This window comes from Pseudomonas sp. Y39-6, assembly GCF_023651955.1.
GTDB lineage: Bacteria > Pseudomonadota > Gammaproteobacteria > Pseudomonadales > Pseudomonadaceae > Aquipseudomonas > Aquipseudomonas veronii.
The window spans coordinates 6,775,460-6,800,686 of record NZ_CP069594.1; the positions used below are offsets into that span (position 1 = coordinate 6,775,460).

25 protein-coding genes and 1 pseudogene are annotated in these 25,227 nt (G+C 56.9%); 8 read left to right on the forward strand and 18 right to left on the reverse strand.

From position 1 onward, the window contains the following. The first annotated feature begins 3 nt into the window (after positions 1–3). From dapF to JN756_RS31025, 4 genes are read left to right on the forward strand one after another with little or no spacing between them, the layout of a single operon-like run. Positions 4–834 (forward strand): diaminopimelate epimerase, encoded by an 831-nt coding sequence (gene dapF / locus JN756_RS31010; protein ID WP_046381666.1) that lies wholly within the window; start codon positions 4–6, stop codon positions 832–834. A gap of 13 nt (positions 835–847) precedes the next feature. After that, on the forward strand, positions 848–1,564 hold the full coding sequence (locus JN756_RS31015; RefSeq protein ID WP_017845172.1) for a DUF484 family protein: 717 nt from the start codon (positions 848–850) through the stop codon (positions 1,562–1,564). A gap of 2 nt (positions 1,565–1,566) precedes the next feature. Next, on the forward strand, positions 1,567–2,466 hold the full coding sequence (gene xerC / locus JN756_RS31020) for a tyrosine recombinase XerC (protein ID WP_046381665.1): 900 nt from the start codon (positions 1,567–1,569) through the stop codon (positions 2,464–2,466). Then, a complete protein-coding gene (locus JN756_RS31025) occupies positions 2,463–3,158 on the forward strand; it encodes an HAD family hydrolase (protein ID WP_046381664.1) in 696 nt (231 codons plus the stop codon). The genes xerC and JN756_RS31025 overlap by 4 nt, the downstream gene beginning before the upstream one ends. 114 nt (positions 3,159–3,272) lie before the next feature. Here the strand turns inward: JN756_RS31025 and sutA are convergent, their stop codons facing one another. The 4 genes from sutA to glnK form a co-directional block, all read right to left on the reverse strand. Continuing rightward, positions 3,273–3,599: a dormancy-specific transcriptional regulator SutA gene (sutA, locus tag JN756_RS31030; protein ID WP_017845175.1), complete on the reverse strand. Its 327-nt coding sequence runs from the start codon at positions 3,597–3,599 to the stop codon at positions 3,273–3,275. 103 nt (positions 3,600–3,702) lie between these two features. Beyond that, entirely contained in the window at positions 3,703–4,128 is a 426-nt protein-coding gene (locus JN756_RS31035; protein ID WP_017845176.1) for a secondary thiamine-phosphate synthase enzyme YjbQ, read from the reverse strand. A gap of 212 nt (positions 4,129–4,340) precedes the next feature. Further along, entirely contained in the window at positions 4,341–5,678 is a 1,338-nt protein-coding gene (locus tag JN756_RS31040) for an ammonium transporter (protein ID WP_057004005.1), read from the reverse strand. A 33-nt stretch (positions 5,679–5,711) separates the two neighbouring features. After that, a complete protein-coding gene (glnK, locus tag JN756_RS31045; RefSeq protein WP_002555808.1) occupies positions 5,712–6,050 on the reverse strand; it encodes a P-II family nitrogen regulator in 339 nt (112 codons plus the stop codon). A gap of 422 nt (positions 6,051–6,472) precedes the next feature. Here glnK and JN756_RS31050 point away from each other — a divergent pair, with 422 nt between their 5' ends. After that, on the forward strand, positions 6,473–6,736 hold the full coding sequence (locus tag JN756_RS31050) for an accessory factor UbiK family protein (protein WP_017845178.1): 264 nt from the start codon (positions 6,473–6,475) through the stop codon (positions 6,734–6,736). A gap of 214 nt (positions 6,737–6,950) precedes the next feature. Beyond that, positions 6,951–8,447 (forward strand): YifB family Mg chelatase-like AAA ATPase, encoded by a 1,497-nt coding sequence (locus tag JN756_RS31055; RefSeq protein WP_201021637.1) that lies wholly within the window; start codon positions 6,951–6,953, stop codon positions 8,445–8,447. 127 nt (positions 8,448–8,574) lie between these two features. On the opposite strand, the gene JN756_RS31060 is transcribed toward JN756_RS31055, so the two are convergent. From JN756_RS31060 to JN756_RS31100, 9 genes and pseudogenes are all read right to left on the reverse strand, one after another. Continuing rightward, a complete protein-coding gene (locus JN756_RS31060) occupies positions 8,575–9,465 on the reverse strand; it encodes a LysR family transcriptional regulator (protein ID WP_236255063.1) in 891 nt (296 codons plus the stop codon). A 261-nt stretch (positions 9,466–9,726) separates the two neighbouring features. Beyond that, positions 9,727–10,593: an EamA family transporter gene (locus JN756_RS31065; RefSeq protein ID WP_201021639.1), complete on the reverse strand. Its 867-nt coding sequence runs from the start codon at positions 10,591–10,593 to the stop codon at positions 9,727–9,729. 84 nt (positions 10,594–10,677) lie between these two features. Next, positions 10,678–11,931, reverse strand: coding sequence for a cation:proton antiporter (locus tag JN756_RS31070; protein WP_201021640.1), 1,254 nt, complete (start codon positions 11,929–11,931; stop codon positions 10,678–10,680). A gap of 75 nt (positions 11,932–12,006) precedes the next feature. Next, positions 12,007–13,116 (reverse strand): ATP-grasp domain-containing protein, encoded by a 1,110-nt coding sequence (locus JN756_RS31075; RefSeq protein ID WP_201021641.1) that lies wholly within the window; start codon positions 13,114–13,116, stop codon positions 12,007–12,009. Positions 13,117–13,241: 125 nt separating this feature from the next. Further along, entirely contained in the window at positions 13,242–14,114 is an 873-nt protein-coding gene (locus tag JN756_RS31080) for an iron-containing redox enzyme family protein (protein ID WP_201021642.1), read from the reverse strand. A gap of 10 nt (positions 14,115–14,124) precedes the next feature. Further along, positions 14,125–14,568 carry a DUF3291 domain-containing protein gene (locus JN756_RS31085; RefSeq protein WP_201021643.1) on the reverse strand — a complete coding sequence of 148 codons (444 nt, stop codon included), beginning with the start codon at positions 14,566–14,568 and terminating at the stop codon, positions 14,125–14,127. A 6-nt stretch (positions 14,569–14,574) separates the two neighbouring features. Continuing rightward, positions 14,575–15,024, reverse strand: coding sequence for a VOC family protein (locus tag JN756_RS31090; RefSeq protein ID WP_201021644.1), 450 nt, complete (start codon positions 15,022–15,024; stop codon positions 14,575–14,577). A gap of 21 nt (positions 15,025–15,045) precedes the next feature. Continuing rightward, the gene (locus tag JN756_RS31095) at positions 15,046–15,792 is read right to left on the reverse strand and encodes a HalD/BesD family halogenase (RefSeq protein ID WP_201021645.1); all 747 of its coding nucleotides are present in this window, start codon (positions 15,790–15,792) and stop codon (positions 15,046–15,048) included. Between the two features lie 230 nt (positions 15,793–16,022). After that, positions 16,023–16,897: pseudogene (locus JN756_RS31100) on the reverse strand (IS630 family transposase); the annotation flags it as partial. Between the two features lie 53 nt (positions 16,898–16,950). Here JN756_RS31100 and JN756_RS32165 point away from each other — a divergent pair. Beyond that, entirely contained in the window at positions 16,951–17,079 is a 129-nt protein-coding gene (locus tag JN756_RS32165) for a hypothetical protein (RefSeq protein ID WP_256588307.1), read from the forward strand. Positions 17,080–17,089: 10 nt separating this feature from the next. On the opposite strand, the gene glyA is transcribed toward JN756_RS32165, so the two are convergent. The 3 genes from glyA to JN756_RS31115 are packed head-to-tail and all read right to left on the reverse strand — an operon-like array spanning position 17,090 to position 20,434. Then, positions 17,090–18,355 carry a serine hydroxymethyltransferase gene (gene glyA / locus JN756_RS31105; RefSeq protein ID WP_046381661.1) on the reverse strand — a complete coding sequence of 422 codons (1,266 nt, stop codon included), beginning with the start codon at positions 18,353–18,355 and terminating at the stop codon, positions 17,090–17,092. 25 nt (positions 18,356–18,380) lie between these two features. Continuing rightward, a complete protein-coding gene (locus tag JN756_RS31110) occupies positions 18,381–19,196 on the reverse strand; it encodes a YggS family pyridoxal phosphate-dependent enzyme (RefSeq protein WP_046381660.1) in 816 nt (271 codons plus the stop codon). Beyond that, positions 19,193–20,434 carry a benzoate/H(+) symporter BenE family transporter gene (locus JN756_RS31115; protein ID WP_201021646.1) on the reverse strand — a complete coding sequence of 414 codons (1,242 nt, stop codon included), beginning with the start codon at positions 20,432–20,434 and terminating at the stop codon, positions 19,193–19,195. The genes JN756_RS31110 and JN756_RS31115 overlap by 4 nt, the downstream gene beginning before the upstream one ends. 142 nt (positions 20,435–20,576) lie before the next feature. Here JN756_RS31115 and pdxR point away from each other — a divergent pair, with 142 nt between their 5' ends. Next, positions 20,577–22,076, forward strand: a complete 1,500-nt coding sequence (gene pdxR / locus JN756_RS31120; RefSeq protein WP_169881729.1) for a MocR-like pyridoxine biosynthesis transcription factor PdxR — start codon at positions 20,577–20,579, stop codon at positions 22,074–22,076. Positions 22,077–22,093: 17 nt separating this feature from the next. Here the strand turns inward: pdxR and JN756_RS31125 are convergent, their stop codons facing one another. Next, complete coding sequence (locus tag JN756_RS31125; protein ID WP_046381657.1) at positions 22,094–24,070, reverse strand: methyl-accepting chemotaxis protein; 1,977 nt, start codon at positions 24,068–24,070, stop codon at positions 22,094–22,096. Between the two features lie 177 nt (positions 24,071–24,247). Beyond that, entirely contained in the window at positions 24,248–25,168 is a 921-nt protein-coding gene (locus tag JN756_RS31130) for a LysR substrate-binding domain-containing protein (protein WP_026139908.1), read from the reverse strand. Positions 25,169–25,227 lie beyond the last annotated feature (59 nt).

Below are 25,227 nucleotides of genomic sequence, written 5' to 3' on the forward strand. Positions count from 1 at the left end.
GCCATGCTGCTGCGTTTTACCAAGATGCACGGGCTGGGCAATGACTTCATGGTCCTTGACCTGGTCAGCCAGCACGCGCACATCCTGCCCAAGCACGCCAAACAGTGGGGCGACCGTCATACCGGCATCGGCTTCGACCAGTTGCTGATCGTTGAGGCGCCGAGCAACCCGGAGGTGGATTTCCGTTACCGGATCTTCAACTCCGACGGTTCCGAAGTGGAACAGTGCGGCAACGGTGCGCGCTGCTTCGCCCGCTTTGTGCTGGACAAGCGCCTGACCGCCAAGCGGCAGATTCGTGTCGAGACCAAGAGCGGCGTGATCGAGCTGGATGTCCGCAGCGACGGCCAGATCAGCGTCAACATGGGCGCGCCACGTCTGGTGCCGACGGATATTCCGTTCCAGGCCACCGAGCAGGCCACCCACTACACCGTCGATGTCGACGGCCAGGCTGTCGAACTGGCGGCGGTGTCCATGGGCAACCCCCATGCGGTGCTGCGGGTCGACGACATCAATAATGCGCCGGTGCATGAGCTGGGGCCGAAGATCGAACATCACCCGCGCTTTCCGGCACGGGTCAATGTGGGCTTCCTGCAGGTGATCGACCGCTCCCGCGCGCAATTGCGCGTATGGGAACGCGGCGCCGGCGAAACCCAGGCCTGCGGCACCGGTGCTTGCGCCGCTGCCGTGGCCGCGATCAGCCAGGGGTGGATGGATTCGCCGCTGCTGATCGACCTGCCCGGCGGACGTTTGTCCATCGAATGGGCAGGCCCCGGCCACCCGGTGATGATGACCGGGCCGGCCACGCGCGTATACGAAGGACAGGTCCGTCTATGAGTGAGCCAAGCAAATGACCGATAAGCCTCAAGTACCCGCACAAGCATCCCCGAGCGAAAGTCTGGAGGCCGCTGCCGTCGCGGCGTACCTTGAGGCTAACCCGGACTTCTTCGTCGAACACGAAGAACTGCTGCCGGCCCTGCGCATCCCCCACCAGCGTGGCGACACCGTGTCGCTGGTGGAGCGGCAGATGAAGATCCTGCGCGAGCGCAACATCGAAATGCGCCATCGGCTCTCGCACTTGATGGACGTCGCCCGCGATAACGACCGCCTGTTCGACAAGACCCGTCGCCTGATTCTGACGCTGATGGACGCCACCAGCCTGGAAGAAACGGTGATCGCCGTGGAAGACAGCCTGCGCCAGGACTTCCAGGTGCCCTTCGTCAGCCTGATCCTGTTCAGCGACAACCCGATGCCGGTCGGGCGCTGGGTCAGCGGCGGCGAAGCGCAAACGGCGATCGGCGGCCTGCTTTCCGAAGGCAAGACCATCAGCGGCACCTTGCGCGAGCATGAACTGGACTTTTTGTTTGGCGCCGAGCAGCGCAAGCAGATCGGTTCGACCGCCGTGGTCGCCCTCAGCCATCAAGGCCTGCATGGGGTACTGGCCATCGCCAGCCGTGATCCTGCGCACTACAAAAGTTCGGTGGGCACGTTGTTCCTGACCTACATCGCCGAAGTGCTGGGCCGCGTATTACCGCGCTTCACCACCGCCCTGCGCGCGGTGCGCTGACCATGGAACGGCAACTGGACGCTTACTGCGCACACCTGCGCAGCGAGCGCCAGGTGTCGCCCCACACCCTGGAAGCCTACCGGCGGGACTTGAACAAGGTCCTGGCCTACTGCGAAAAGCAGCAGATCCCCAGCTGGAAGGCCTTGGACATCCAGGGCCTGCGCAGCCTGATCGCGCGCCTGCACCAGCAGGGCCAATCTTCGCGCAGCCTGGCGCGCCTGCTGTCGGCGGTGCGCGGCCTGTATCACTACCTCAACCGCGAAGGCCTGTGCGACCACGACCCGGCCAATGGGCTGGCCCCGCCCAAGGGCGAGCGGCGGCTGCCCAAGACCCTCGACACCGACCGCGCCCTGCAATTGCTCGATGGCGCCGTCGAGGACGACTTCCTGGCCCATCGCGACCAGGCGATCCTGGAGCTGTTCTATTCTTCGGGCCTGCGCCTGTCGGAACTGACCGGGCTGAACCTCGATCAGCTCGACCTCGCCGACGGCCTGGTGCAAGTGCTCGGCAAAGGCAGCAAGACCCGCGTGCTGCCGGTGGGCAGGAAGGCCCGGGAAGCGCTGCAACTGTGGCTGCCCCTGCGCGCACTGACCAACCCGGCGGACGACGCCGTATTCGTCAGCCAGCAGGGCCGGCGCCTGGGGCCGCGGGCGATTCAACTGCGGGTCAAGGCGGCCGGCGAGCGCGAGCTGGGGCAGAACCTGCATCCGCACATGCTGCGGCACTCGTTTGCCAGCCATTTGCTGGAGTCGTCCCAAGACCTGCGCGCGGTGCAGGAACTGCTCGGCCACTCTGATATCAAGACGACACAGATCTACACCCACCTGGACTTCCAACACCTGGCAACGGTGTACGACAGCGCCCATCCACGGGCCAAACGCATCAAGGGCGGCGACTCATGAGTATCAAGCTGATCACCTTCGACCTCGACGACACCCTCTGGGACAACGTCCCCGTCATCATCAGCGCCGAAGCGTCGATGCGCGAATGGCTGGCCACCCATGCCGCCAAGGTCGGCGAACTGCCCCTGGAGCATTTCGCCAACCTTCGCCAGCAGGTGCTGGAACGCCATCCCGAACTCAAGCACCGCATCAGCATGCTGCGCCACCGCGTACTGATGCACGCGTTTGAAGAGGCCGGTTATCCACAACCTGAAGCGACGGAAATGGCCGATGTGTGCTTTGAAGCGTTCATTCATGCGCGCCACCAGCTCACCGTATTCCCCGAAGCCGAGCCGATGCTGCAAGCGCTGCGCAAACACTTCCTGCTGGGCGTGATCACCAACGGTAACGCTGACGTACAGCGCGTCGGGTTGGCGGACTACTTCCACTTCGCGTTGCGCGCCGAAGACATCGGCATCGCCAAGCCGGATGCGCGGTTGTTTCAGGAAGCGCTGCAACGGGGCGGGGTGGATGCCAGCGCGGCGGTGCATATCGGCGATCATCCCGGTGACGACATCGCCGGAGCGCAACAGGCGGGGCTGCGTGCCGTGTGGTTCAACCCGACAGGCAAGGTCTGGGAAGGGGATAAACTCCCGGATGCGCAGATTCGCAGCCTGACGGAACTGCCTCCGCTGCTCAAAAGCTGGCAGTAAGTGGGAGGGGGCTTGCTTCCCCTATATTGGCAGGCGGTGAGCCGTAGGAATTTGTTTCAGGCATGAAAAAGCCCGCAGCGACGGCGGGCTTTTCCAGCAAGCCAGAAGCAGACCTCAGATAGGTCGGCTGCCGTACTTGTTATCCGGCTTCTTGGGTGGATCTGCCACCACGTTGGCCTCGACTTCCTGCACTTTGCCGCCTTTAGCGAGGAATTCCTCCATCGCACGGGCCAGCGCGTCGCGCTCTTTGTTCTTGGCTTCAACACTTGGCAGCTCATCGACCGAAACAGCGGCCTTGGCTTTGCCTTTGGCAGCCGGAACAGGAACGTCATCGCCACCGTCGTCGTCAGCAACGTCTTCCGCTGCCGCCTCAAGACCTTCTTCGGTGTCGTCTTCGTCGCCTACTTCCAGTTCGTCGTTTTCCAGATCATCGTCGCTCATGTTCTACCTCATGACTTGCGAAAAGCAGATTAGTTATAGCCCAGCTTCACCATCTGTCGAAGGTCGCCGGAAAAAAATCAACATCCACCGGATAACCAGTGGCTTATGCCCCATCACCGTGCAAAGTGGCGAGGACTTTACGAGCACCGCCATGATCACGGTGCTCGCCCAGATAAACACCTTGCCAGGTCCCCATCGCCAAGCGGCCGGCCTTGACCGGCAAACTCAGCTGGCAACCCAGGAGACTGGCCTTGAAGTGCGCCGGCAGATCGTCCGGGCCTTCGTCGTTGTGTTCGAACCCGGCTCGGCCTTGCGGCACCAGCGAGTTGAAAAAACGCTCGAAGTCACGACGAACCGCCGGATCGGCATTCTCGTTGATGGTCAACGAGGCCGAGGTATGCTGCAACCACAGATGCAACAGGCCCACGCGACACGCCTTCAATTCAGGCAAGCCGGCAAGCAACTCGTCGGTTACCAGGTGAAAGCCCCGGGGCTTGGCCCGCAGGGTAATCAGGGTCTGTTGCCACATACAGTTCTCCGCCCATCGGCGCGCATTCTAGCGCGCTCAGGGAAAAAACAAAGTGCCGAATACGCCTACATGCCTGTAAGACATTCGCACCCGGAAAAGCGCCGTGCGCGCGCCATCACACACGCGACGCAAAAAACCGGCCCCCCGTGTCATGACGGGCAAACACCAGACAAAAAAATGCCCGGCAAGCCGGGCATGTTTTTTTCGCCTACTTACAAGTTGTAGCCGCGTTCGTTGTGTTGTGCCAGGTCGAGGCCGACAGCCTCTTCTTCGTCGGTAACCCGCAGGCCCATGACCATATCCAGCACCTTGAGGATGATGAAGGTCACGATGGCGGTGTAGATCACAGTGAAGCCGACGCCTTTGCACTGAATCCAGACTTGGGCCGCCACGTCAGTCACGGTGCCGAAGCCACCCAGGGCCGGTGCTGCAAACACACCGGTCAGGATTGCGCCGAGGATACCGCCGATACCGTGGACACCGAAGGCGTCCAGGGAGTCGTCATAGCCCAGTTTGCGTTTCAGGGTCGTGGCGCAGAAGAAGCACACCACACCCGCCGCCAGGCCGATGATCAGCGCGCCCATCGGGCCCACGGTACCGGCAGCCGGCGTAATGGCCACAAGGCCCGCTACCACACCCGAGGCGATGCCCAGGGCACTTGGCTTGCCGTGGGTGAGCCACTCGGCGAACATCCAGCCCAGGGCGGCAGCGGCGGTAGCGACCTGGGTCACCAGCATCGCCATACCGGCAGTGCCGTTGGCCGCGGCAGCGGAACCGGCGTTGAAGCCGAACCAGCCGACCCACAGCATGGCTGCACCCACCAGGGTGTAACCCAGGTTGTGAGGCGCCATTGGCGTGGTCGGGAAGCCTTTACGCTTGCCGAGGACCAGGCACGCTACCAGGCCAGCCACACCGGCGTTGATATGCACCACGGTACCGCCGGCGAAGTCCAGCACGCCCCAGTCACCCAGCAACGAACCCGGACCGCCCCACACCATGTGGGCAATCGGCGCGTAGACCAGGGTGAACCAGACGCCCATGAAGATCAGCATCGCGGAGAATTTCATACGCTCGGCGAAAGCACCGACAATCAGCGCCGGGGTGATGATGGCGAAGGTCATCTGGTAGGTGACGAACACCGCCTCAGGGAACAGCGCCGCAGGGCCGGTAATGCTGGCCGGGGTCACACCCGACAGGAACAGCTTGGACAAGCCGCCCACGAAGGAGTTGAAGTTGACCACACCCGCTTCCATGCCGGTGGTATCGAACGCCATGCTGTAGCCGTAGACGAACCACAGGATGGTGATCAAGCCGGTGATGGCGAAGCACTGCATCATCACCGACAGAATGTTTTTGGAGCGAACCATACCGCCGTAGAACAGCGCCAGGCCGGGAATGGTCATAAACAGCACCAGCGCGGTGGATGTAAGCATCCACGCGGTGTCGCCGGAATTGAGGACTGGAGCAGCCACTTCGTCTGCCGCCATGGCCAGGCTTGGCATTACGATGGACAACAGGGCTCCGAGCCCTGCGAATTTACGCAGAGTCATATTGTTTTCTCCTGGGGCGTTGGGTTTGGCGGCTTAGATTGCGTCGGTATCGGTTTCGCCGGTACGGATGCGAATAGCCTGTTCCAGATTGACCACAAAGATCTTGCCGTCACCGATCTTGCCGGTGTTGGCGGCCTTGGTTATCGCCTCGATAACCCGATCAAGATCCTTGTCGTCAATGGCGACATCAATCTTCACCTTCGGCAGGAAATCAACCACGTATTCCGCGCCGCGATACAGCTCGGTGTGACCCTTCTGCCGCCCGAAGCCTTTGACCTCAGTAACGGTAATGCCCTGCACGCCGATTTCGGACAACGACTCGCGTACATCGTCCAACTTGAACGGCTTGATGATGGCAGTGACTAGCTTCATGAAAACTCTCTCCCGAATTGGTGGACTTGCCCCAGGAAAACAAACCCGTCTCAAGTCTAAGCGCAGCGCCTGGCTTTGTAACGCGTCGTCGCAAGAGCAGTTGCCATTGCGACGCCAGCGAACCACTGGTGACGAAACCTGTACCCCTGATCCGTCGGCGCACTGCATTCGTCACAGCGACTGCATCAGTGCATGGGTCATGTTCGTCTAAGCAGAAACCTTGCCAGCTCCGTAAAAACCACTGAAATCAGTCCCTTGCCCACTTATGCCCACCTGCGGGGCTTTTTGGCGGGGTGATTGCGCACGAAAACGGTGCGCTACCGCCCGACACCCTGCGCGAAAAGCGTGCGCCCGAGGTCGTGGAAATGACTATAGACGCTGCGTGATACACTGCCGGCCAACAGTTTTCCGGAATATTTCCCATGCTCGCGCCCAAAGACCTCCTCGACGCCCTGAGCGGCCATGCCTCCCGCCTGTTCAGCGGCGAGACCCCGCTGCCCCGCAATGAAATCGAAAGCCAGTTCAAGGCCTTGCTGCAAAGCGGCTTCAGCAAGCTCGACCTGGTCAGCCGGGAAGAATTCGACAGCCAAATGGTGGTGCTGGCCCGCACCCGAGCACGCCTGGAAAGCCTGGAGGCGAAAGTGGCGGAGCTGGAAGCGCGGTTGACCCCGGCAGCCTCTGAATAACCCCCGACCAATGTAGGAGCTGGCTTGCCTGCGATGGAATCACCTCGGTCCCTCTGATACGCCTGACCGCCCCTATCGCACGCAAACCAGCGCCCCCACTTGTTCTGCGTCACTCTGCGGATACGTTCTGTAAAACCTCCCGCGTCCCGCTCCACCCCACCTCGTCTACCCTTGAAAAACCGCAGGAAGCGGCCCGCCCTTTCAAGGAATGAGCATGTCCCTCGCCATCGTCCACAGTCGCGCCCAGATCGGCGTCGAAGCCCCTGCCGTCAGCGTCGAAGTACACATGGCCAATGGTCTGCCATCGCTCACCCTGGTGGGCTTGCCGGAAACCGCCGTCAAGGAAAGCAAGGACCGCGTGCGCAGTGCCATCCTCAACTCCGCGCTGCAATACCCGTCCCGCCGCATCACCCTCAACCTCGCGCCCGCCGACCTGCCCAAGGACGGCGGGCGTTTTGACCTGGCGATAGCCCTCGGGATTCTCGCGGCGAGCGTGCAGGTGCCGACGCAGATGCTCGACGACGTGGAATGCCTGGGGGAATTGGCGCTATCGGGCGAGGTACGCGCAGTGAAAGGTGTGTTGCCGGCAGCGCTCGCGGCGCGCAAGGCCGGGCGCAGCGTGATCGTGCCCCGGGCGAATGCCGAAGAGGCCTGCCTGGCATCGGGGTTGAAGGTGATTGCGGTGGACCACCTGCTACAGGTGGTGGCGCACCTGAATGGGCATGTGCCGATCGAGCCCTTCAAGTCCGACGGTCTGCTGTACTTGAACAAACCTTACCCGGACCTCAGCGAAGTCCAGGGCCAACTCGCCGCCAAACGCGCACTGCTGATCGCTGCGGCAGGCGCGCATAACCTGTTGTTCAGCGGCCCGCCCGGCACCGGCAAGACCTTGCTCGCCAGCCGCCTGCCGGGTTTGCTGCCGCCGCTGAGTGAGCACGAAGCGCTGGAAGTGGCAGCGATTCAATCAGTGGTCAGCCTGGCGCCCCTGAGTCATTGGCCCCATCGGCCGTTTCGCCAGCCGCACCATTCGGCCTCCGGCCCGGCGCTGGTGGGTGGAGGGTCAAAGCCGCAACCGGGGGAAATCACCTTGGCCCACCATGGGGTGCTGTTCCTGGATGAGCTGCCGGAGTTTGATCGCAAGGTGCTCGAGGTTTTGCGCGAGCCACTGGAGTCGGGGCATATCGTGATCTCCCGCGCCCGCGACCGCGTGAGTTTCCCGGCGCGCTTTCAACTGGTCGCCGCAATGAACCCCTGCCCTTGCGGTTACATGGGCGACCCCAGCGCGCGCTGTCGCTGTACGCCGGAGCAGGTCCAGCGCTATCGCAACAAACTCTCCGGGCCGTTGCTGGACCGGATCGACCTGCACCTGACCGTCGCTCGCGAAATCACCGCGCTGAACCCGGCCCCGCAGCCCGGCGACAACACGTCCACCGCCTCGGCACTGGTAGCCCAGGCCCGGGACCGCCAGCAACAGCGCCAGGGCTGCGCCAATGCGTTCCTCGACCTACCGGGGTTACGCGAGCATTGCGCGCTGTCGAGGCCGGATGAAGCCTGGCTGGAAAGCGCCTGCGAGCGCCTGACCCTGTCCCTTCGCGCGGCCCACCGCCTGCTCAAGGTCGCCCGCACGCTGGCGGATCTGGAGCAAGGACAAAGAATTGCTCGTCATCATCTGGCGGAGGCATTGCAGTACCGACCAGCGCCCTCCACCTGAGCGCCTATACATAACTTAATCCGCTATCTGTCAGATATGATTCAACTCACATGAGCTGCTACAATCAAGGTAAAAATATTTCTCAAGTAAGGACACAACGCAATACAGACAGCAAACACATAACAAATTAGCAGCCGACCCCATAAAAATTTTCAATCAAATAATCCACCAAAACTTTCAACCTTTGCGAACCATGCTTATTAGGCTTATATAACAGCCACGCCATACCTTGAGAACTTCCAACATACTTCCAGCTTGGCAAAACAGTAATCAGCCGTCCCGCACTCAAATCTGACTCTGTAGCGGCACTCGGTAGACACGCTATTCCCAAATTATTTAGCGTCGCCTTGAGGACAGCTTCAATATCATTCGAGCAATAGCGCCCACTGACTATCACTTCAGCTGTTTCATCCTCATTAGCGAACTCCCACCGTTTGCCTCCTGACTTATCAGCAATTGCGATACAGCTATGTTCCGCCAACTCAGAAGGATGGGCTGGGACTCCGTAAAAATTGATATACTCCGGCGTTGCGCACATTGTAAAAGCCACATCGAAAAGCTTTCTAGCGACCAATCCCAGAGGTGGCGAATCAGTTATCTTTATACTTAGATCAACTCCATCGGAAATCAAATTGCCTTGACCGCCATCAAAAATAAACTGAACGTTTATCTTTGGGAACCTCCGCAAAAACTCTGGCATAAGCTGATTTAGGGTGTTGTTCATCATTTTAGGGGCCGATATTTTTATCAGGCCTTGCGGCTGCCCAAGCTCATCTTTAAGATCAAAAACCCTCGATGAAAAACGAAGCAACTCCTTACAATGATAATAAACTTTCACACCATCGGCATTTACTTTCAGATGTCGCGTACTACGTTCAATCAAACGCAGAGACAAAATCCGCTCCAGCTTTGAAATTTGCCGACTGACAGCAGAAGCAGACACCCCCAACTTTTCCGACGCGTCAATAAAACTGCCTGTTTCCACTACAACTGCGAATGCAGCCATATAGGGAAGCATATCTACATGATCCTTATGCATATAGTTTCTCGCTTCGTTATGAAGACGTCATATTATTTTAAATCACCAACCTTGGCGTTAGTGACTACTTTTATCCACAACCATACTCTTCGCTAAAACCAGTTGTGCGCGTCGCACACTCAAAACAAGCCATAAAATAAAGCCTCTCGGAGAAATAGGACTCCGAAGGATCAGCCTCTTTATAAAAGACCGTCATTACTACAGCAAGAGATTCAACATACAACAACATTAACCGTTTAATCAATTAAACATATGCAAAATTACGGCGCCCATCAATACAAGTAAAACACCGCCGACCTGCCACCCTCCCAGTCGCTCCTTGAAGACCAAACAACCTAATACCGCCGCTATCCCGCCCGAAAGCGTGCTAATTACGGTAACAACAGAAACCGAACCATTAATAGCCCCCCAAGAAAAAGCGGAAAACCCGCCTAAATTAAGTAAACTGGCCATAGTTAAAAAACCTATATTTCTTGGGGCCGGCAATTTAAGACCAGCGTCCAATTTAATCACTATAAAAAATAACACGAATAGCCCTACAGCGTAACCCAGCCATAGCATGGTAATTGGACCTAATATTGGAAGCGTATATTTCCCTTGTATCCAAAAGCTCGTGCCGTACAGAATCGCCGCCACAAGACCAAAAAAAACCGACACTCTATTTTGGCGATTTATATTCACGTCAGCACCCGTATGGATGCTCGTAATTAAGACTCCAATGACGCAGATTAGAATACCAGCGAACTGGCTAAAAATAATAACGTCTCCACTAGCCCAGGCTAGCGCGGTGGTAAATACACCATAAGAGGTTATCAACGGTGCAATAACCGCGGTCTTCCCCAGAGCAAACGCTTTGGAGAGGGCCAGAGCGCCTGCAACAGTGCATAACGCAGCGGCTAGCCCCAGCCCCCAAATTACCGAAGACGCTGACAGCGATTTAATAAAATAGAATGGGTAGAGCAATAACAGAACGCTCATCAACGCAAAACCTAATGTCTGGCCAAAAAAAACAGCCCTTTTTACGCCAACAGCACGAGCATTCAACCCTACAAGAAAATCAGTGCCACCCCATAACAATGCGGCAACAAATCCCATAATCACATCCATTACTGTAGTCCTCTTCCTACTTCGTTAAATTACCTTTATGCAATTAGCTGAAAATAGTCGAGACCCGATAAAAAAGTCAACTTCTCACTTTGCGACTTTTATTTGTACATCAGCGTTCCTCCTGCATAACTTAGCAAACAATGTTAGCAGCGGCGGAGTCATCACAATCGATAAAAGTGCGATAATTAGGAAAATACCGTAGGCCTTTTCCGATAAAGCCCCAAGCTGCAATCCAATACTCAATATTACAAGTTCGACGAGTCCTTTAGTATTCATCAGTAATCCGACCTCCATAGCTATGGTAGGGCTCAGCCCGCAGATTCGGCCGCCTAAATATGTCCCAACAACTTTTCCGAGAAAACCACCGACTGAAAAAACACCTAGCCATAACCAAGTATCAAATTGTGAAAAATAGCCAACACTGACCTGAAGTCCAGAATAGGCAAAAAATATAGGAATGAAAAATATATGCGCAAAACTTCCGATAGTTCGTCTCCAAATATGTTGAAGCCCAGGGACCTTGCAAAATACATATGCCGCGATTACCACACCTATGGCTTGATGGAACCCTAATTGTGAGGTTATCTCAGCACTCGCCAAACAATAACAGACCACAACAATTAGCTGGATGCCATTATTTCTCTTAGCCTGCCGTTCACGGTACAGAAGGGAAATTAGAGGACGAATCAAGTAAAAAGAAATCCCGCAAAACCCAATCAAAGCCAATGTACTTATTAGCGCCCCAAGAATACTTGTTTTTCCAGCGGCATAAGAAGCTACTAAGAAGGCGACCCCGATCCAAGCAAATACGTCCGTGTAAACTGCACTAGATAAAGCAATAGAAGCGGTTGAGGCAGATATATTTTTTAAGCGAGCAATTATTCTAATCAATACTGGCAAAGCTGTAGCCGATAATGCAAGACCGCAGAAAAATACGTATGGCCAAAAAGCTATGTCAGGCGCGATATTTTCCTTAGATACGGCTGCTATTAGACAGCCAATCAGAAATGTTAATGAGACTCCAAATAGGGTGATGACCAAGGGCGTTAATATCGCATTCCGTACTTTTTCAGCATGCAGAGACGACGTGTGCCATGCCACCTCGAACATTAAAAGCACCAGTCCCAAGTCCGCAAATACCTTTAAATCCTCCAAGGAGTCGGTGAAAAACAATGCGGCGTGTCCTTCGGGCCAAAGTACACCCAGCACTGAAGCCCCCAATAACAAACCAGTACCAACTTCCCCTACCATCCGACTTTGTCCTACCCTCTCAGCTAATCGCCCTAAAACAACAGAACAAATAAGGATTAGAGAGACTTGCACCATCCAAGTAGCCATTCTATTCCCCTAAATAAAGTCGCAGCCATAGAACATGTGCACTACTATTTCGAGCGAATTGCTCCTGCCTGAGAACTAACGGCAATGCAGCCGCATCACTTCATGCACTACTTTTGAGTGTTCTTCGAGAACATCTCGATTTTCATGCACTAAATATACGAAACCCCAAGTTGACAAAAAATCTTGTGTATCCTGAACAATATCTCCAGTCTTCACCAACACATCGATATTGACCAACGAGGAAAGGCCCTTGACTTTCTCAACACCTGAAACCGAAACAACCTCTCCCACACTTATATTAATAAGGCAGCAGATACAAAAATGTTTTTTATAATTAACACCTTTAAATCCATCTATAGGGTTACCTAGAAAAATATCAAGATTAAGGCTATACCAATTCAAACCAGTGCATTTCTCCGCGATAGCGGGTACATTAGCGCCAGGAAGCCGTCCGTTTTGCTCAATAATCAACCATCCGTTCACGGAGCTTTTGAACTCGACATCATTAACTCCATAATCCGCATCTAAGGCCTCATTAATTTTCTTTATATATTTGAATGCATTCTTTGCCTGTAAACTCAAGGTTGGTAGGGATCGAATATTTTTGTACACGCTGGGGTTATTACCAACTCGAATTTTTTCATACTCCGCAAAACACAATATACTTTTCTTTTTATCTTTCCCAAAATTCGCAGTAGCCATGAAATATTCTGGCCCTTCAATGAATGCTTCAATTAGAGCACCTCGTTCTTCTTGTATATAACCCTCACTTGCCGATTCGATCGCCGCAACTGCTTTATAAACATCAGCTAGACTATGACAAATTTTAACATTTTTGCTCCCCGTCCCTTGGCACGGTTTCACCACGGCAGGATACTTAAATTCAACTGGATCACCTTTGAGTAATTGGTCCAACGATATCCCTGTAGAAATAGTTGCTGGAACGCCATTGGCATACAGTCGATGTTTCATCACGAGCTTGTTGGTCCTCGCTTGCCGCGTTGCGAGCGGATTACCAATCAAACCAAAATGTTGAGCCAGTTCATCACTTAACTTAAGAGCCGAGTCCGACCCCGGTAAAATTGCTTTGACGTTAAGGTCAAAAAGCCTTTCTACTGCTTCAGAAAAATCGTAGGCCTTAACAGTCACCTCAAACCCATCGCAACTGTGCAATCTGTCGAGCATTCCAGGGAATCTGTCTCTCGTCACTAGTGCCACCGAGCGAAAACCTTTTTTTGTTATCTCAGTTCCGTACCGCCTAGCGGAACTGACAGGATCAATGACTACTATAGATTGGGGTATCTTCATGCTCAGATACCTCGCATAGCTTCGTACATATACTTATAATATCTAACCGCGATGTTGTAGCGAACCATCACCCCAATTGCCAATTCCTGGATTACCTCCGTACCAGTTTGCGAATAGTGCTGCAATACCGTTTCAAACCAGGCTTCGCTATGATGGGTATCGATACCGATATGAGCCTTGTGATAAGCGATAACCTCGAGAGGTAACTTCAAGCGTTCGAGCGCATATGTTGTAGCCCCAAATCGAGCTGGAGCTGACCCCTCGACCAATCCCATAGCGCCTATCAACCGAACGTTAAATTCTCGACGGACCGCCCACATTAGGAGGATATTCCCATTCATCAAACACTCTCTAGAAGGCCTCCCTAAACTAACATCTGTCAGGGCTAAAACCTGACGCATATAGGCAGAAGAAGTTTTGAACATAGACGTGTGGACAAATTCAAAGCTCCCGTTACCCATCTCATCCCAATAATTCTCACCCGCTACCATTTTACAATGAACTGGCATCCCTAGCTGCACAACGGCCATAAGATCATCAAAGGAGCCGTCCACCATTTCTTCCATACAAATGTAAAAAGCAACCTGCTCCAATGTCGCGCTATATTTCATATAGTCCACAAAAAAGGCAATATCTTCATTAATATCTTTTTCTCGACTCAAGTACCATGTTAAAAAATCCTCTCTTGTCTTGGGAAGAGTTTGAATATCTAACTTATTTTCTTCTGCCACAGTCCATTCATCTTCAATGCGCTCTATAGTTTTCCGTAAAGCACGCAAGCGTGGTCCTTGGCCTACCAAATCCGCTGGATCACTCAAGAATGCTCTATAATAGTCAGCTAAATATTGCTGGCCTTCTCGATTTTCACAGTTCATTTATAGGCTCCTAATAAATTGGGGCAAGGAATGCGCTTGACTTAAGATCAAATGCTTGTAGGGAAGGACCGATTTCGTAAAGTAGCGTCATTTTTTCATGTGCCTCCTCCAATGTTGGCAAATGATTATTCTCAACCCACCACATCACCATACGAGGCCGGCTTAAAGGCAAGAACCACTCTGCCCCCCGTCTACGAAACTCATCATGGGGTGTTTTATATAAAAAATCTTTTAACGCATCGGGACTTTCCCACAATGAAAGTGTATAAAGATAGCCTTCACCCCATAGCTCATCCAATTGTTTTTGATCTTCGTTGCTCTCTCGCCATATAAAACCTGGATGACTCTCAGCTAACCCATTTACATACTGGGTCGAGGAGTAAAAGCCCTCCATACGTGGATCATCCTTTGAGAATCTGGGTTTAACTAAATCGAACTGTGCAAGAATGGTCATTAACTTTCACTCCCACGCCTGTATTTCGATGATATTTCTGTCTGGATCTCTCACATATACAAATGTACAAACTCCCACGCCTTCCACAATCTGACTTACCAATTTCCCGAGCATCCATCCGCCCCCACGGATGACTTTCGAGCAAACTTCATTCAAGTCCGACACCTCGAAAGCAATATGTGTTAATCCCTTAGAATTCGCATATGAAACTTCACGATCTTTAATCTCAACATACTGAAATATTTCCAGCGTTGGACCATCGGAACCATACCCTGGAAGCCTCAAATGCACGCCCTCGATTTGTGCATTCTCAACGTTTGTTCCTCCTGAAAGACTTTTACCTGACAGAAAGCGTTTCGGTCCGACCTCTTTACAACCAAATACCTGCTTATAAAATTCCGCAAGTTTTCTCCAGTTTGGCGTAATCAAATTGGTGTGATTGTATTTTATATTCATTTTCCCATCCCAATATTAAGATCAATCCCGAAAAACAAAAGTCTCATGCTCCACATGGCGATCTTTATCACGAGCACGCTCCCATGTAGTATTTAAAATTATACGCATTACATCCTGAGTTAATGGCTTTACACGATGTAGCGTCGTATCTGCCTTTAAAAGATATACGTCTCCCGTCACATGAAAGTATGAGTCGATGGTGTTTTCTACCAAAAGGTTTTCTATTCTAGAGTTTTTCTTATCCCAATTTGTGTGCGGCACACATTCTAACAATCCACCAGACTCTATACTCGGGGCTTCCACGATCCAAATAATTGTGTACGGATAGTCTCCCCAGTGCCAGCCGTGCGTATCCCCCGCTTTATGCTGACTATTTATAATGTAGTTATCCCATTTCCACGGCGTAGGAATGACATCCTCCTTCACAATGCTTCGAATTAAACTCAGAAGATACTTTGACTCATAGGCTATCGGAATATATTTCCCATACCTTTCAATATCATCACGAGTTACGTTACTTAGATACCGGGGCGTGTTGCCAGTTGACTCAATGAGAATATCTCTTCGCTTTGAATGATTAGACAACAAATATTTTGCGTCAGCTATGATTTCATTTCGCACCATCGGATCAATCAAATGATTGATCTTCAAATATCCATCTCGCGCAAATCTATGTTGCTCCCAAAACATGTCACGCCCGTTATATGGCTCACTATTGAGAACATCCATCTGCGCTTGGGTGATATCGAACTTTTTATTTTCAGTCATCAGCTTTACATCTCCGAACAAGACATCATTACAAACGTACTAAGTCCGAACAGATCCTATCTAGCTTTGACTATTAGATAAACGTCAGCCAAGTATTTCAGTCATTCCCGAATCGAAGGAATTAGAAGATTCTCTAGGAAATCACACCCGCACAATCATTGCGAGTGGCTGAATTTCACAGTACAAACGGCATGGTTGCATGCTACTTCAGAGCTCGGCGGTGCACGCGGCTACTTTGTTTTCCGACTAGTTTTAGAGATAGTTTGCCCACCAACCTGTGAGGCCATCGCCTCACAAGCTCGCTGTATCTCTTGTTCAAAATATCTTCTCCCTTTGGATGCCAGACATAGCGCGTCGGCTGTACATTTCGCAGTACCAGGAACGTGATAATCGAGCTTTCCAGTTCGCGAACCGAACTGAAACAGCCGTTAAGCAAATACACCGTGATATCGCGAAAAAATGCTCCAACTTATTCATCCCCGAGCTGGGGGGCGAGGTGAGATGCATGTGGAAGCATTTCTTCACTTTCGGGTATTTGTACGTCGCGTAACTGATCCACGATCAGATCGTGGCTGAGGATATTCGGGCATTTCGCGATTGATATTTTTGAGTAGTTCCAACCACTTCTGATGCCGGTGTTGGCGCTCGATGTAACTGGCCAAGCGTCCTTGAAGATAATCCAATGCCATGAACAATGGTGACCGCGCCATTGCAGATATAGTCATATAAGTGCATACGGATATGCCCGATCCCCAGAGTCGAACCAGGCTGCGTACGCTCCAAGGCTTGAACCTGGCTTTTCTCATCGCAGCAGAATACTAACGCCTTGTCTGGCAGGTCGAGATACAGGCCCAAAACCTCTCTTTGAAATCAGGATCTTTGGACAGTTTGAGCGTGCGAGCCTGGTCCGCTTTCAGGTCATTCGCACATCAGAGTCTGTGCATGCTGGTGGCTGAAATCCTGGCGACTCGGGCCATACTTCGACAGTTCCACCGAGTCTCGCCGAATCACGGCTGAGTGACCGATTCGAGCACACGACACACGTGTCACCTGGCAAAGACTTTTTGCGTCCATGACCCAGCTTGTCGAGCAAACCGTCCAATCGCAGATGACACGGAGTGCCTGGGGGAATGGGCGCTATTGGATGAGGTGCGCGCAGTGAAAGGTGCATTGCCAGCCGCGCTGGCGGATCTGGAACACACAGACAGCATCCGCCGCAGCCACATCGCCGAAGCCCTGCAATACCGCCCCTCAGCCTCCAGTCAGGTCGACAGCGCCAACGTTTAGAAGGGAAAAGTCAGCGATAAACCGGGTGTCGGCGGCACAGCGCAATCACCTGTTCACGCACCTGCAGCGCAACGCTATCGCTTTCCCCACGTTGCAGGGCGTCCAGGACATCGCACAGCCAAGCGGCCAGTTGCTCGCACTCGAACACGCCGAAACCGCGGGTGGTGACGGCCGGCGTGCCGATGCGCAGCCCCGAGGTGACAAAGGGGGAGCGCGGATCGTTGGGCACCGAATTCTTGTTGGCGGTGATGCCGGCGTTGCTCAAGGCCGCATCGGCGTCTTTGCCGGTGTAAGGCCGGTCGGACAGGTCGATCAACATCATGTGGTTATCGGTGCCACCCGAGACAATCCTGTAACCGCGCCGCTGCAACACGGCCGCCATGGCCCGGGCATTGACCACGACCTGGGCCTGGTAGGTTTTGAACTCGGGCCTCAAGGCTTCCTTGAAGGCCACCGCCTTGGCGGCAATCTGATGCATCAACGGCCCACCCTGAACACCCGGGAACACCGCCGAATCGAGTTTTTTGTAAAACGCTGCGTCCTGGCCCTTGGACAAAATCAACCCGCCTCGCGGGCCACGCAAGGTCTTGTGCGTGGTGCTGGTGACCACGTGAGCGTGCGGCAACGGGTCCGGGTACTCGCCAGCGGCGACCAAGCCGGCGACGTGAGCCATGTCGACCCAGAAAATCGCACCGACCTTGTCGGCAATCGCCCGCATGCGCGCCCAGTCTTTGTACCGCGAGTAGGCCGAAAACCCGCCGATCAGCATCTTCGGCCGCGTTTCCACAGCGATGCGCTCCATCTCGTCGTAGTCGAGCAAGCCCGTCTGCGGGTCGAGCCCGTAAGGCACGATGTGGTAATGCCGGCCCGAGAAGTTGGAGGGATTGCCGTGGGTCAGGTGCCCACCCTGGGCCAGGTTCATGCCCATCACCGTATCGCCGGGGTTGATCAAGGCCAGGAACACCGCGGCGTTTGCCTGGGCGCCCGCATGGGGCTGCACGTTGGCGTAATCGCAGTCGAACAGGGCCTTGACCCGTTCGATGGCCAGGCGCTCGGCCACATCGACGTATTCGCAGCCGCTGTAGTAGCGCTTGCCGGGGTAGCCCTCGGCGTATTTGTTGGTCAGTACCGTGCTCTGGAGGCTCATGACCAGCGGGCTGGCGTAGTTTTCGGAAGCGATCAGCTCGACATGGTCTTCCTGACGGCGCTCCTCGTTATGAATCGCCTCACACAGCTGCGGGTCGAAGCTTTCAAGTGTCAATGTTGAGTCGTACATGATGAACAGGTCCTTGCTGAAAAAGTCAGGTCGTTGACGGTTGATCGGCGCTCGGCCAGTAGTAGTCATCCGGCATGGCGCGGGCGCCGAAGATGGCCTGGCCGACGCGGACAACGGTCGCGCCTTCCTCGATGGCGATCTCGAAATCCCCGGACATGCCCATCGACAATTCCTCCAGGCTGACGCCCGCCGGGGCGTGATCGCGCAGGCGCTCGCGCAGTTCGCGCAGCCGCACAAAGCACGGGCGCACGCGGGCCACATCGGCCGAAAACAGCGCCAGCGTCATCAGCCCGCGAACGCGCAAGGCCGGGAACGCTGGCAGGGCCTGCAGAAAACCCGCGACGGCGTGCGGCTCCAGGCCGTATTTGCTGGCTTCCCCGGAGGTATTCACCTGCACGAACACATCCAGTTGGCGCCCTTCGATCTGCAGGCGACGATCCAGCGCCTCGGCCACTCGCAGGCTGTCCAGCGCCTGGAACTCACTGGCAAAGCGCGCGACCTGCTTGGCTTTGTTGGTTTGCAGGTGGCCAATCACCGACCACTGCAGATCGGCCAGATCGCTCATGGCCTGCCATTTGCGCTGGGCTTCCTGCACCTTGTTCTCACCCAGCAGCCGACAGCCCGCCGCATACGCCAGGCGCAGGTGCGCCTCGTCAAAGGTTTTGCTGACCGGCAACAAGCGCACGCTCGCCGGGTCGCGTCCGACCCGCCCACAGGCACTGGCGATACGTTGCTGTACGGCCGCCAGATTGCGCCGGAAGTCCTCCACGCTGGTGGCCTGCGGGTAACGCCCGTGACGCGCATGCAGGGTGGCGCTGGCTGGCGGTTCGGCGCGCATCATTGGGCCGCTCCCTTGGCCGCCGCCACCGCCTCGGAAGCCGGCGCACGGCGACGTGGCAAGCGGCCGTTGAGCAACGCATACGCCGCCAACCCGATCAACAACCCCCAAAACGCGCCGCCGATCCCGAGCAGGTTGATGTTGGCGGCGCACGCCAGAAAGGTGATCAGCGCGGCTTCACGCGACCTGACGTCCGCCATCGCGCTGGCCAGGCTGGCGCCGATGGTGCCCAGCAGGGCCAAGCCGGCCAGCGTGGTGATGAATGCCGGCGGGAACGCCATGAATACGGCGGCCAGCGTTACCCCGAACACCCCGACGAGGATGTAGAACACCCCAGCGGCAACCCCGGCGACCCAGCGCTTGGACGCGTCCTCCGAGGCTTCCTTGCCCGTGCAGATGGCCGCCGTGATGGCCGCGACGTTGAACGCGTGCGAGCCGAACGGCGCCATCAGCAGCGACCCCAACCCGGTCACCGTCAGGATCGGGTTGGCGCTGGTCTTGAAACCATCGTTGCGCAACACCAGCATGCCCGGCATGTACTGGCCCGTGAGGGTGATCAGAAACAGCGGCAGCGCCACACTGAGCAACGCATTGAGCGAAAACTCGGGCCGGGTGAATACCGGCGCCGCCAGTTGCAGGGACAGGCCCGACAAGTCCACCCGCCCCTGCACCAGCAGGAATCCCAAGCCCAGCAGCAGAATGCCGACGACCGCGTAGCGCGCAGTAAAGCGCTTGAGCCCGACGTAAGCGGCGATCAACACGCCGACCAGCACCGGGTCGAGGCTCATGCCACCAAACGCGCCGATGCCGAACTGCAGCAGAATCCCCGCCAGCATGGCCGCCGCGATGCCCGGCGGAATCAGCCGGATGACTTTTTCGAAACAGCCGGACAGCCCCAGCAGCACAAACGCAGCGGCTGAAACCATGTACGCACCGACCGCCTCTGCGTAAGGCGTGGCAGACAGCGCGACCACCAGAAACGCCGCAGCGGGGGTCGACCAGGCGGTGATGATCGGCTCACGGCTCACCCAACTGAGAAACAGCCCGGTCACCCCCACGCCGATCGATACCGACCAGACCCACGAAGCCGTCAGCTCGGGGCTGAGCCCGGCCACCTTGGCCGCCTGGAACACCAGAATGAATGTACCGCCATAATTGACGATGACTGAAATCAGCCCGGCCACGATGGGGTGCAACAGGTCGCGCGGGCGCAGCGGCGACGGCGATATTGACGAAGACATAGGGACTTTGCTCCTTGCCAGACGAGGGGTTGAGCCTCGCGTGATGGGTCATTGGCCGGCGTGAAGGCAGTGGCACAGGTGAAAGTCTACGGATAGACTGGCCTGCTATTACCGGCCAATTCTTCAGGACGAGGCAGACCGCATGGCGAAATCCTTCGAGCTGGAAACCCTGCAGATGCGCCTCAACGACGCGCAATTCCAGCGGTTGGGCCTGCACCAGCGCATTCAACGCGCGCTGCGCGCCTTGATCCTCGACGGCGCACTCTCGCCGGGCCTGAAGCTGCCGGCGACGCGGGTGTTGGCCACGTCGTTGGGGGTCGCGCGCGACACGGTGGAGAACGCCTACGTGCAGTTGCACCGCGATGGTTTTATCGTGCGGCGCGAGGGCTCCGGCAGTTACGTGTGCGAGGCCATCGGCACCGAATTGCGCGGTGCCTCGCGCCGCCGCATCAAGGCGCAGGCCGTCAAAACCAGCCAGGCCGCACCGGGCGCCGGCTTGAGCCTGCGCGGGCGGATGATCCTCGACAGCGGCGGCGTGAACGATCAACAGGTGATCAAGGCATTCGCCACGGGCCTGCCCGAAACCCGCTCGTTCCCGACCGATGTGTGGGAGCGCCTGCAGCGCCAGGTGATGAAGGACTATCGCAGCAGCGTGCTGTTGCACGGTGACCCGCAAGGGGCCGAGTCGTTACGCAAAGCCATCGCGACGTACTTGAACCTTGAGCGTGGGGCGAAGTGCTCGCCCGACCAGGTCCTGGTGCTGAGCAGTACGCGCCAGGCGCTGTTTCTGTGTGCGCAACTGCTGGTGGACGTCGGCAAACCGATCCTGCTGGAAAACCCGGGCTACTACGGCGCCAGGAAGGCCTTCGAAACCGCCGAGGCCAAGGTCGTGCCCATCGATGTCGATGCGGCGGGCATCCGCACCGACCTGCTGCACGCCGACCGCAGCGGCGCCCACTGCGTGTATGTCACGCCGTCTCATCAATACCCGACCGGCGCCACGCTGACCCTGGAGCGGCGTCTGGAGTTGATCAACTGGGCCGCGGAAAAAGGCAAATGGGTCATCGAAGATGACTACGACAGCGAGTTCCACTACGAAGGCAAACCCACGGCCTGCGTGCAGGGCCTGGACAAGTACCAGCGCACGCTGTACCTCGGCACCTTCAGCAAGACCCTGTTCCCCGGCCTGCGCATGGGCTACATGGTGCTGCCCCCTGAACTGGTCAAGGCCTTCACCTATGCGCGCAGCATGATGGACGGCCACACTCCGCAAATCCTGCAACTGACGCTGGCGCGCTTCATGGAGGACGGGCATTACAACGCCCATGTCCGGGCGATGCGCAAACTCTACGCCGGGCGCCAAGCCATCATGCTCGACGCCATTGGCAAGTACCTCGGCGATGTGGTCACGGCATGCCGGCCCCAGGGCGGGCTGCAAATCCCTTGCGTGCTGCATGAGGGGTGGTCGGAAGAAAAAACCATCCGCCAGGCCGCCAGCGCGGGTGTGCAACTGTCCGGCCTCAGCCGGTTGTATGCCGGTGCGGCCACGCAACAGGGATGGTTATTGGGCTACTCGTCCTTGACCGCCCATGAAATCGAAACCGCCATGCAGCGCCTGGCTAACGCGCTCAAGACGCGCTAGCCGCTCCAGGCGCGCCTTCAACGAAACCGATCGACCTCTTGGCGCAAGCCTGCCGCCAGCGTCTCCAGCTCCTTGGCGGTAATCGCCAGGTTCGACACCACTTCGCGTTGCTCGCTGTTGGCCAGCGCAATGCTCTGCAGGTTGCTGCTCAGCAACGTCGCCGTGCTGCTCTGCTCCTGGGTGGCGGTGGTGATCGCGGCGAATTGCTGCCCGGCCGAGCGGCTCTGCTCATCGATGCGTGCCAGGGCCGACGCCACGTCGGCGTTGCGTGACAGGCCTTCCTGCATCAGCGCATTGCCCTGTTCCATGGTGCTGATGGCGTTACCGGTTTCCTGCTGGATGCTTTGGATCATCCCGGAAATCTCATCGGTGGCCTGGCGGGTGCGCGAGGCCAGGTTGCGCACTTCGTCGGCGACCACCGCAAACCCACGGCCCTGCTCGCCAGCGCGGGCGGCTTCGATGGCGGCATTGAGCGCCAGCAGGTTGGTCTGTTCGGCGATCGAAGTGATCACGCCGACAATGCCGCCGATTTCCTGGGAACGCTGGCCCAAGGTGTTGATCACCGTGGCCGTGCTGTTCAGGGCGGTGGCGATGTGTTCCAGGGACGACGACGCCTCCTGCATCGAGTTGCGGCCGATGCGGGTCTGCTGGGCGTTTTCCTGGGCCAGGCGTTCGGTGTTGCCCATGTTGTCGGCGATGTTCAGCGAAGTGGCGCTGAATTCCTCCACCGCGCCGGCCATGCTGGTGATTTCGCCGGACTGCTGCTCCATGCCTTCATAGGCACCGCCGGACAAACCGGACAACGCCTGCGCCCGGCCGTTGACCTCTTCGGCGGCCCTGCGGATGTGCGACACCATGGTCGACAGCGCTTCCCCCATCTGGTTGAAGCTGCGCGCCAGTTGGCCGATCTCGTCATGGCTCGACACGTTCAGGCGCGCGCTCAAATCACCGCCGCCCAAGGCTTCGGCCTGGCGTACCAAGTCGCTCAACGGCGCCAGTTTGCTGCGCAACAACCACACCGTTGCGCCCACCGCCAGCAGCATCGCCAGCATGCTGCCGATCACCAGGCGAATGCCCACCGACCACGTGACCGCGCGGATCTCGGCTTTCGGCATGCTCGCCACCACCGACCAGGGCCCCCCGGCAAACGGCACCGAGACGCTGTAGAAATCTTCCTGCTTGTCGCTCCAGAAGCGGCCCTTGCCGGGCGCCTTGGCCAGGTCCAGCATCACCGGCACAGCCTGGTCCGGCGCCTGCACCCCGGCCGGCGGTACCAGCCAGTGTTTCTGTTCATCCAGCAGCGCCAGCGAACCGGTCTGGCCGATGCGGAAGCGCTTGAGGTTGTCGAACTGGGCATTCTGCTCATCGGTGTAGTCGAAGCCGATGAACAGCACCGCGATGACTTTGCCGCTGGCGTCGCGCACCGGGCTGTACTGGGTCATGTAGGAGCGATCGAACAGCACGGCGCGGCCGATGTACGTCTGCCCACCGACCACCCGCGAGTAGGCCGGCCCCTGGCGATCCAGCACTGTGCCGATGGCACGGCTGCCGTCCTGCTTGGTCAAGGACGTGCTGATGCGGATAAAGTCGTCGCCGCTGCGCACGAACACCGTGGCCACGCCGCCGGATATCTGCTTGAACTCGTCGACGTCACCGAAGTTGTTGTTCAGCAGCGCCTTGCCCAGGTACAGGCTCGGGGTCTGCACGCCGGCCACGGCGACCGGCTGATCCGCCTGCACGCTCAAGCCGGCGCCGAAGCGTTTTTCAAACAGCCCGCTCAAGCGCTGGGTGCTCTCGCGCAAGGTGCCGTGGAAGGTACTGAGTTGATCGGCAAGCAGCCGCGCCTCGCTGGCCAGATGTTCTTCCCGGGTATCGAGGTTGGCGGAGTCGAGGGAACGCAAGGCAAAAACCGTACTGCCGCTGATGACGACAGCCAGAATCACGGCTAACGCGAGGCCTAGCTGGGAGGCGATCCGAGCACGAGGTTGAGACATGACAGCTCCTGGCCGAGGCCTGGATCATCCTGATCTCATAGCGTTGCTCGGCAAATTATCTAGTGAGATTCGTTGGTGCACGATAGTTCCAACACCCCTACTTCGGCGGCGCCGGGCAATACTTGAGCGAAGTGCAGGGGTATCACGCAAACGATTGCTCTCTCACGCTGAAGCGATTCAATCGAGACGCTCGACGACAGGCAACACCATGGCCTGCACTTCGCCCTGCAGAAACTCCGCCAGCCGGCGCAGACGCTCGCCGCCCGGGCGGGTTTTCGGCCACACCAGGTAATAATTTTCCCCACTGGCGACGGCGGTCGGCCACGGCAGGCTCAAGCGCCCCTGGGCCACGTCTTCGGCGACCATCAGCAGATCGCCCATGGACACGCCGTAACCCCGGGCGGCGGCGATCATGCCCAGCTCCAGGGTATCGAACACCTGCCCGCCCTTGAGCGACACCTGGGCGGACAGCCCCATACGCTCCAACCAGTTACGCCAGTCGCGGCGGTCGGGGGTGGGGTGCAGCAACTCGGCGCTGGCCAGGCGATTGACGTCCCATGGGCCGTCGCTCAACAAATTGGGTGCGCCGACTGGAATCAACAGTTCCGGGAACAGGTAACTGGCTTCCCAATCCGCCGGAAAGTGCCCGTCGCTCAACAACACCGCGCAGTCAAAAGGCTCCTGGTTGAAGTCGACTTCATCCACGCTCATCCACGCGCTGGTGAGCTGCACTTCGTTGCCCGGCTGCAAATGCCGGAAACGGCTGAGCCGCGCCAACAGCCAGCGCATGGTCAGGGTCGAGGGTGCCTTCATGCGCAAGATGTCATCTTCGGCGTTCAAGGTATGACAGGCCCGTTCCAGCGCGGCAAAGCCCTCGCGCACCCCGGGCAGCAACAAGCGTGCGGCCTCGGTGAGCTGCAGGTTGCGCCCGCTGCGCAGGAACAGGCGGCAGGCGAAATGCTCTTCGAGGGTGCGGATATGCCGGCTCACCGCACTTTGGGTGATGGACAGCTCCTGCGCCGCACGGGTGAACGAGTTGTGTCGGGAAGCGGCCTCAAAAGCCCGTAGCGCATAAAGCGGAGGAAGACGACGAGACATAAGGAAAGCTCCGACAGCACGATGCTGAAACCCTACCAGAATCAATCAGGCATGAGTTT

Coding starts and splice junctions, on each gene's coding strand:
- dapF (WP_046381666.1), top strand. CDS start 4: ATGCTGCTGCGTTTTACCAAGATGCACGGGCTGGGCAATGACTTCATG.
- JN756_RS31015 (WP_017845172.1), top strand. CDS start 848: ATGACCGATAAGCCTCAAGTACCCGCACAAGCATCCCCGAGCGAAAGT.
- xerC (WP_046381665.1), top strand. CDS start 1,567: ATGGAACGGCAACTGGACGCTTACTGCGCACACCTGCGCAGCGAGCGC.
- JN756_RS31025 (WP_046381664.1), top strand. CDS start 2,463: ATGAGTATCAAGCTGATCACCTTCGACCTCGACGACACCCTCTGGGAC.
- sutA (WP_017845175.1), bottom strand. CDS start 3,599: ATGAGCGACGATGATCTGGAAAACGACGAACTGGAAGTAGGCGACGAA.
- JN756_RS31035 (WP_017845176.1), bottom strand. CDS start 4,128: ATGTGGCAACAGACCCTGATTACCCTGCGGGCCAAGCCCCGGGGCTTT.
- JN756_RS31040 (WP_057004005.1), bottom strand. CDS start 5,678: ATGACTCTGCGTAAATTCGCAGGGCTCGGAGCCCTGTTGTCCATCGTA.
- glnK (WP_002555808.1), bottom strand. CDS start 6,050: ATGAAGCTAGTCACTGCCATCATCAAGCCGTTCAAGTTGGACGATGTA.
- JN756_RS31050 (WP_017845178.1), top strand. CDS start 6,473: ATGCTCGCGCCCAAAGACCTCCTCGACGCCCTGAGCGGCCATGCCTCC.
- JN756_RS31055 (WP_201021637.1), top strand. CDS start 6,951: ATGTCCCTCGCCATCGTCCACAGTCGCGCCCAGATCGGCGTCGAAGCC.
- JN756_RS31060 (WP_236255063.1), bottom strand. CDS start 9,465: ATGCTTCCCTATATGGCTGCATTCGCAGTTGTAGTGGAAACAGGCAGT.
- JN756_RS31065 (WP_201021639.1), bottom strand. CDS start 10,593: ATGGATGTGATTATGGGATTTGTTGCCGCATTGTTATGGGGTGGCACT.
- JN756_RS31070 (WP_201021640.1), bottom strand. CDS start 11,931: ATGGCTACTTGGATGGTGCAAGTCTCTCTAATCCTTATTTGTTCTGTT.
- JN756_RS31075 (WP_201021641.1), bottom strand. CDS start 13,116: ATGCTCGACAGATTGCACAGTTGCGATGGGTTTGAGGTGACTGTTAAG.
- JN756_RS31080 (WP_201021642.1), bottom strand. CDS start 14,114: ATGAACTGTGAAAATCGAGAAGGCCAGCAATATTTAGCTGACTATTAT.
- JN756_RS31085 (WP_201021643.1), bottom strand. CDS start 14,568: ATGACCATTCTTGCACAGTTCGATTTAGTTAAACCCAGATTCTCAAAG.
- JN756_RS31090 (WP_201021644.1), bottom strand. CDS start 15,024: ATGAATATAAAATACAATCACACCAATTTGATTACGCCAAACTGGAGA.
- JN756_RS31095 (WP_201021645.1), bottom strand. CDS start 15,792: ATGACTGAAAATAAAAAGTTCGATATCACCCAAGCGCAGATGGATGTT.
- glyA (WP_046381661.1), bottom strand. CDS start 18,355: ATGTACGACTCAACATTGACACTTGAAAGCTTCGACCCGCAGCTGTGT.
- JN756_RS31110 (WP_046381660.1), bottom strand. CDS start 19,196: ATGATGCGCGCCGAACCGCCAGCCAGCGCCACCCTGCATGCGCGTCAC.
- JN756_RS31115 (WP_201021646.1), bottom strand. CDS start 20,434: ATGTCTTCGTCAATATCGCCGTCGCCGCTGCGCCCGCGCGACCTGTTG.
- pdxR (WP_169881729.1), top strand. CDS start 20,577: ATGGCGAAATCCTTCGAGCTGGAAACCCTGCAGATGCGCCTCAACGAC.
- JN756_RS31125 (WP_046381657.1), bottom strand. CDS start 24,070: ATGTCTCAACCTCGTGCTCGGATCGCCTCCCAGCTAGGCCTCGCGTTA.
- JN756_RS31130 (WP_026139908.1), bottom strand. CDS start 25,168: ATGTCTCGTCGTCTTCCTCCGCTTTATGCGCTACGGGCTTTTGAGGCC.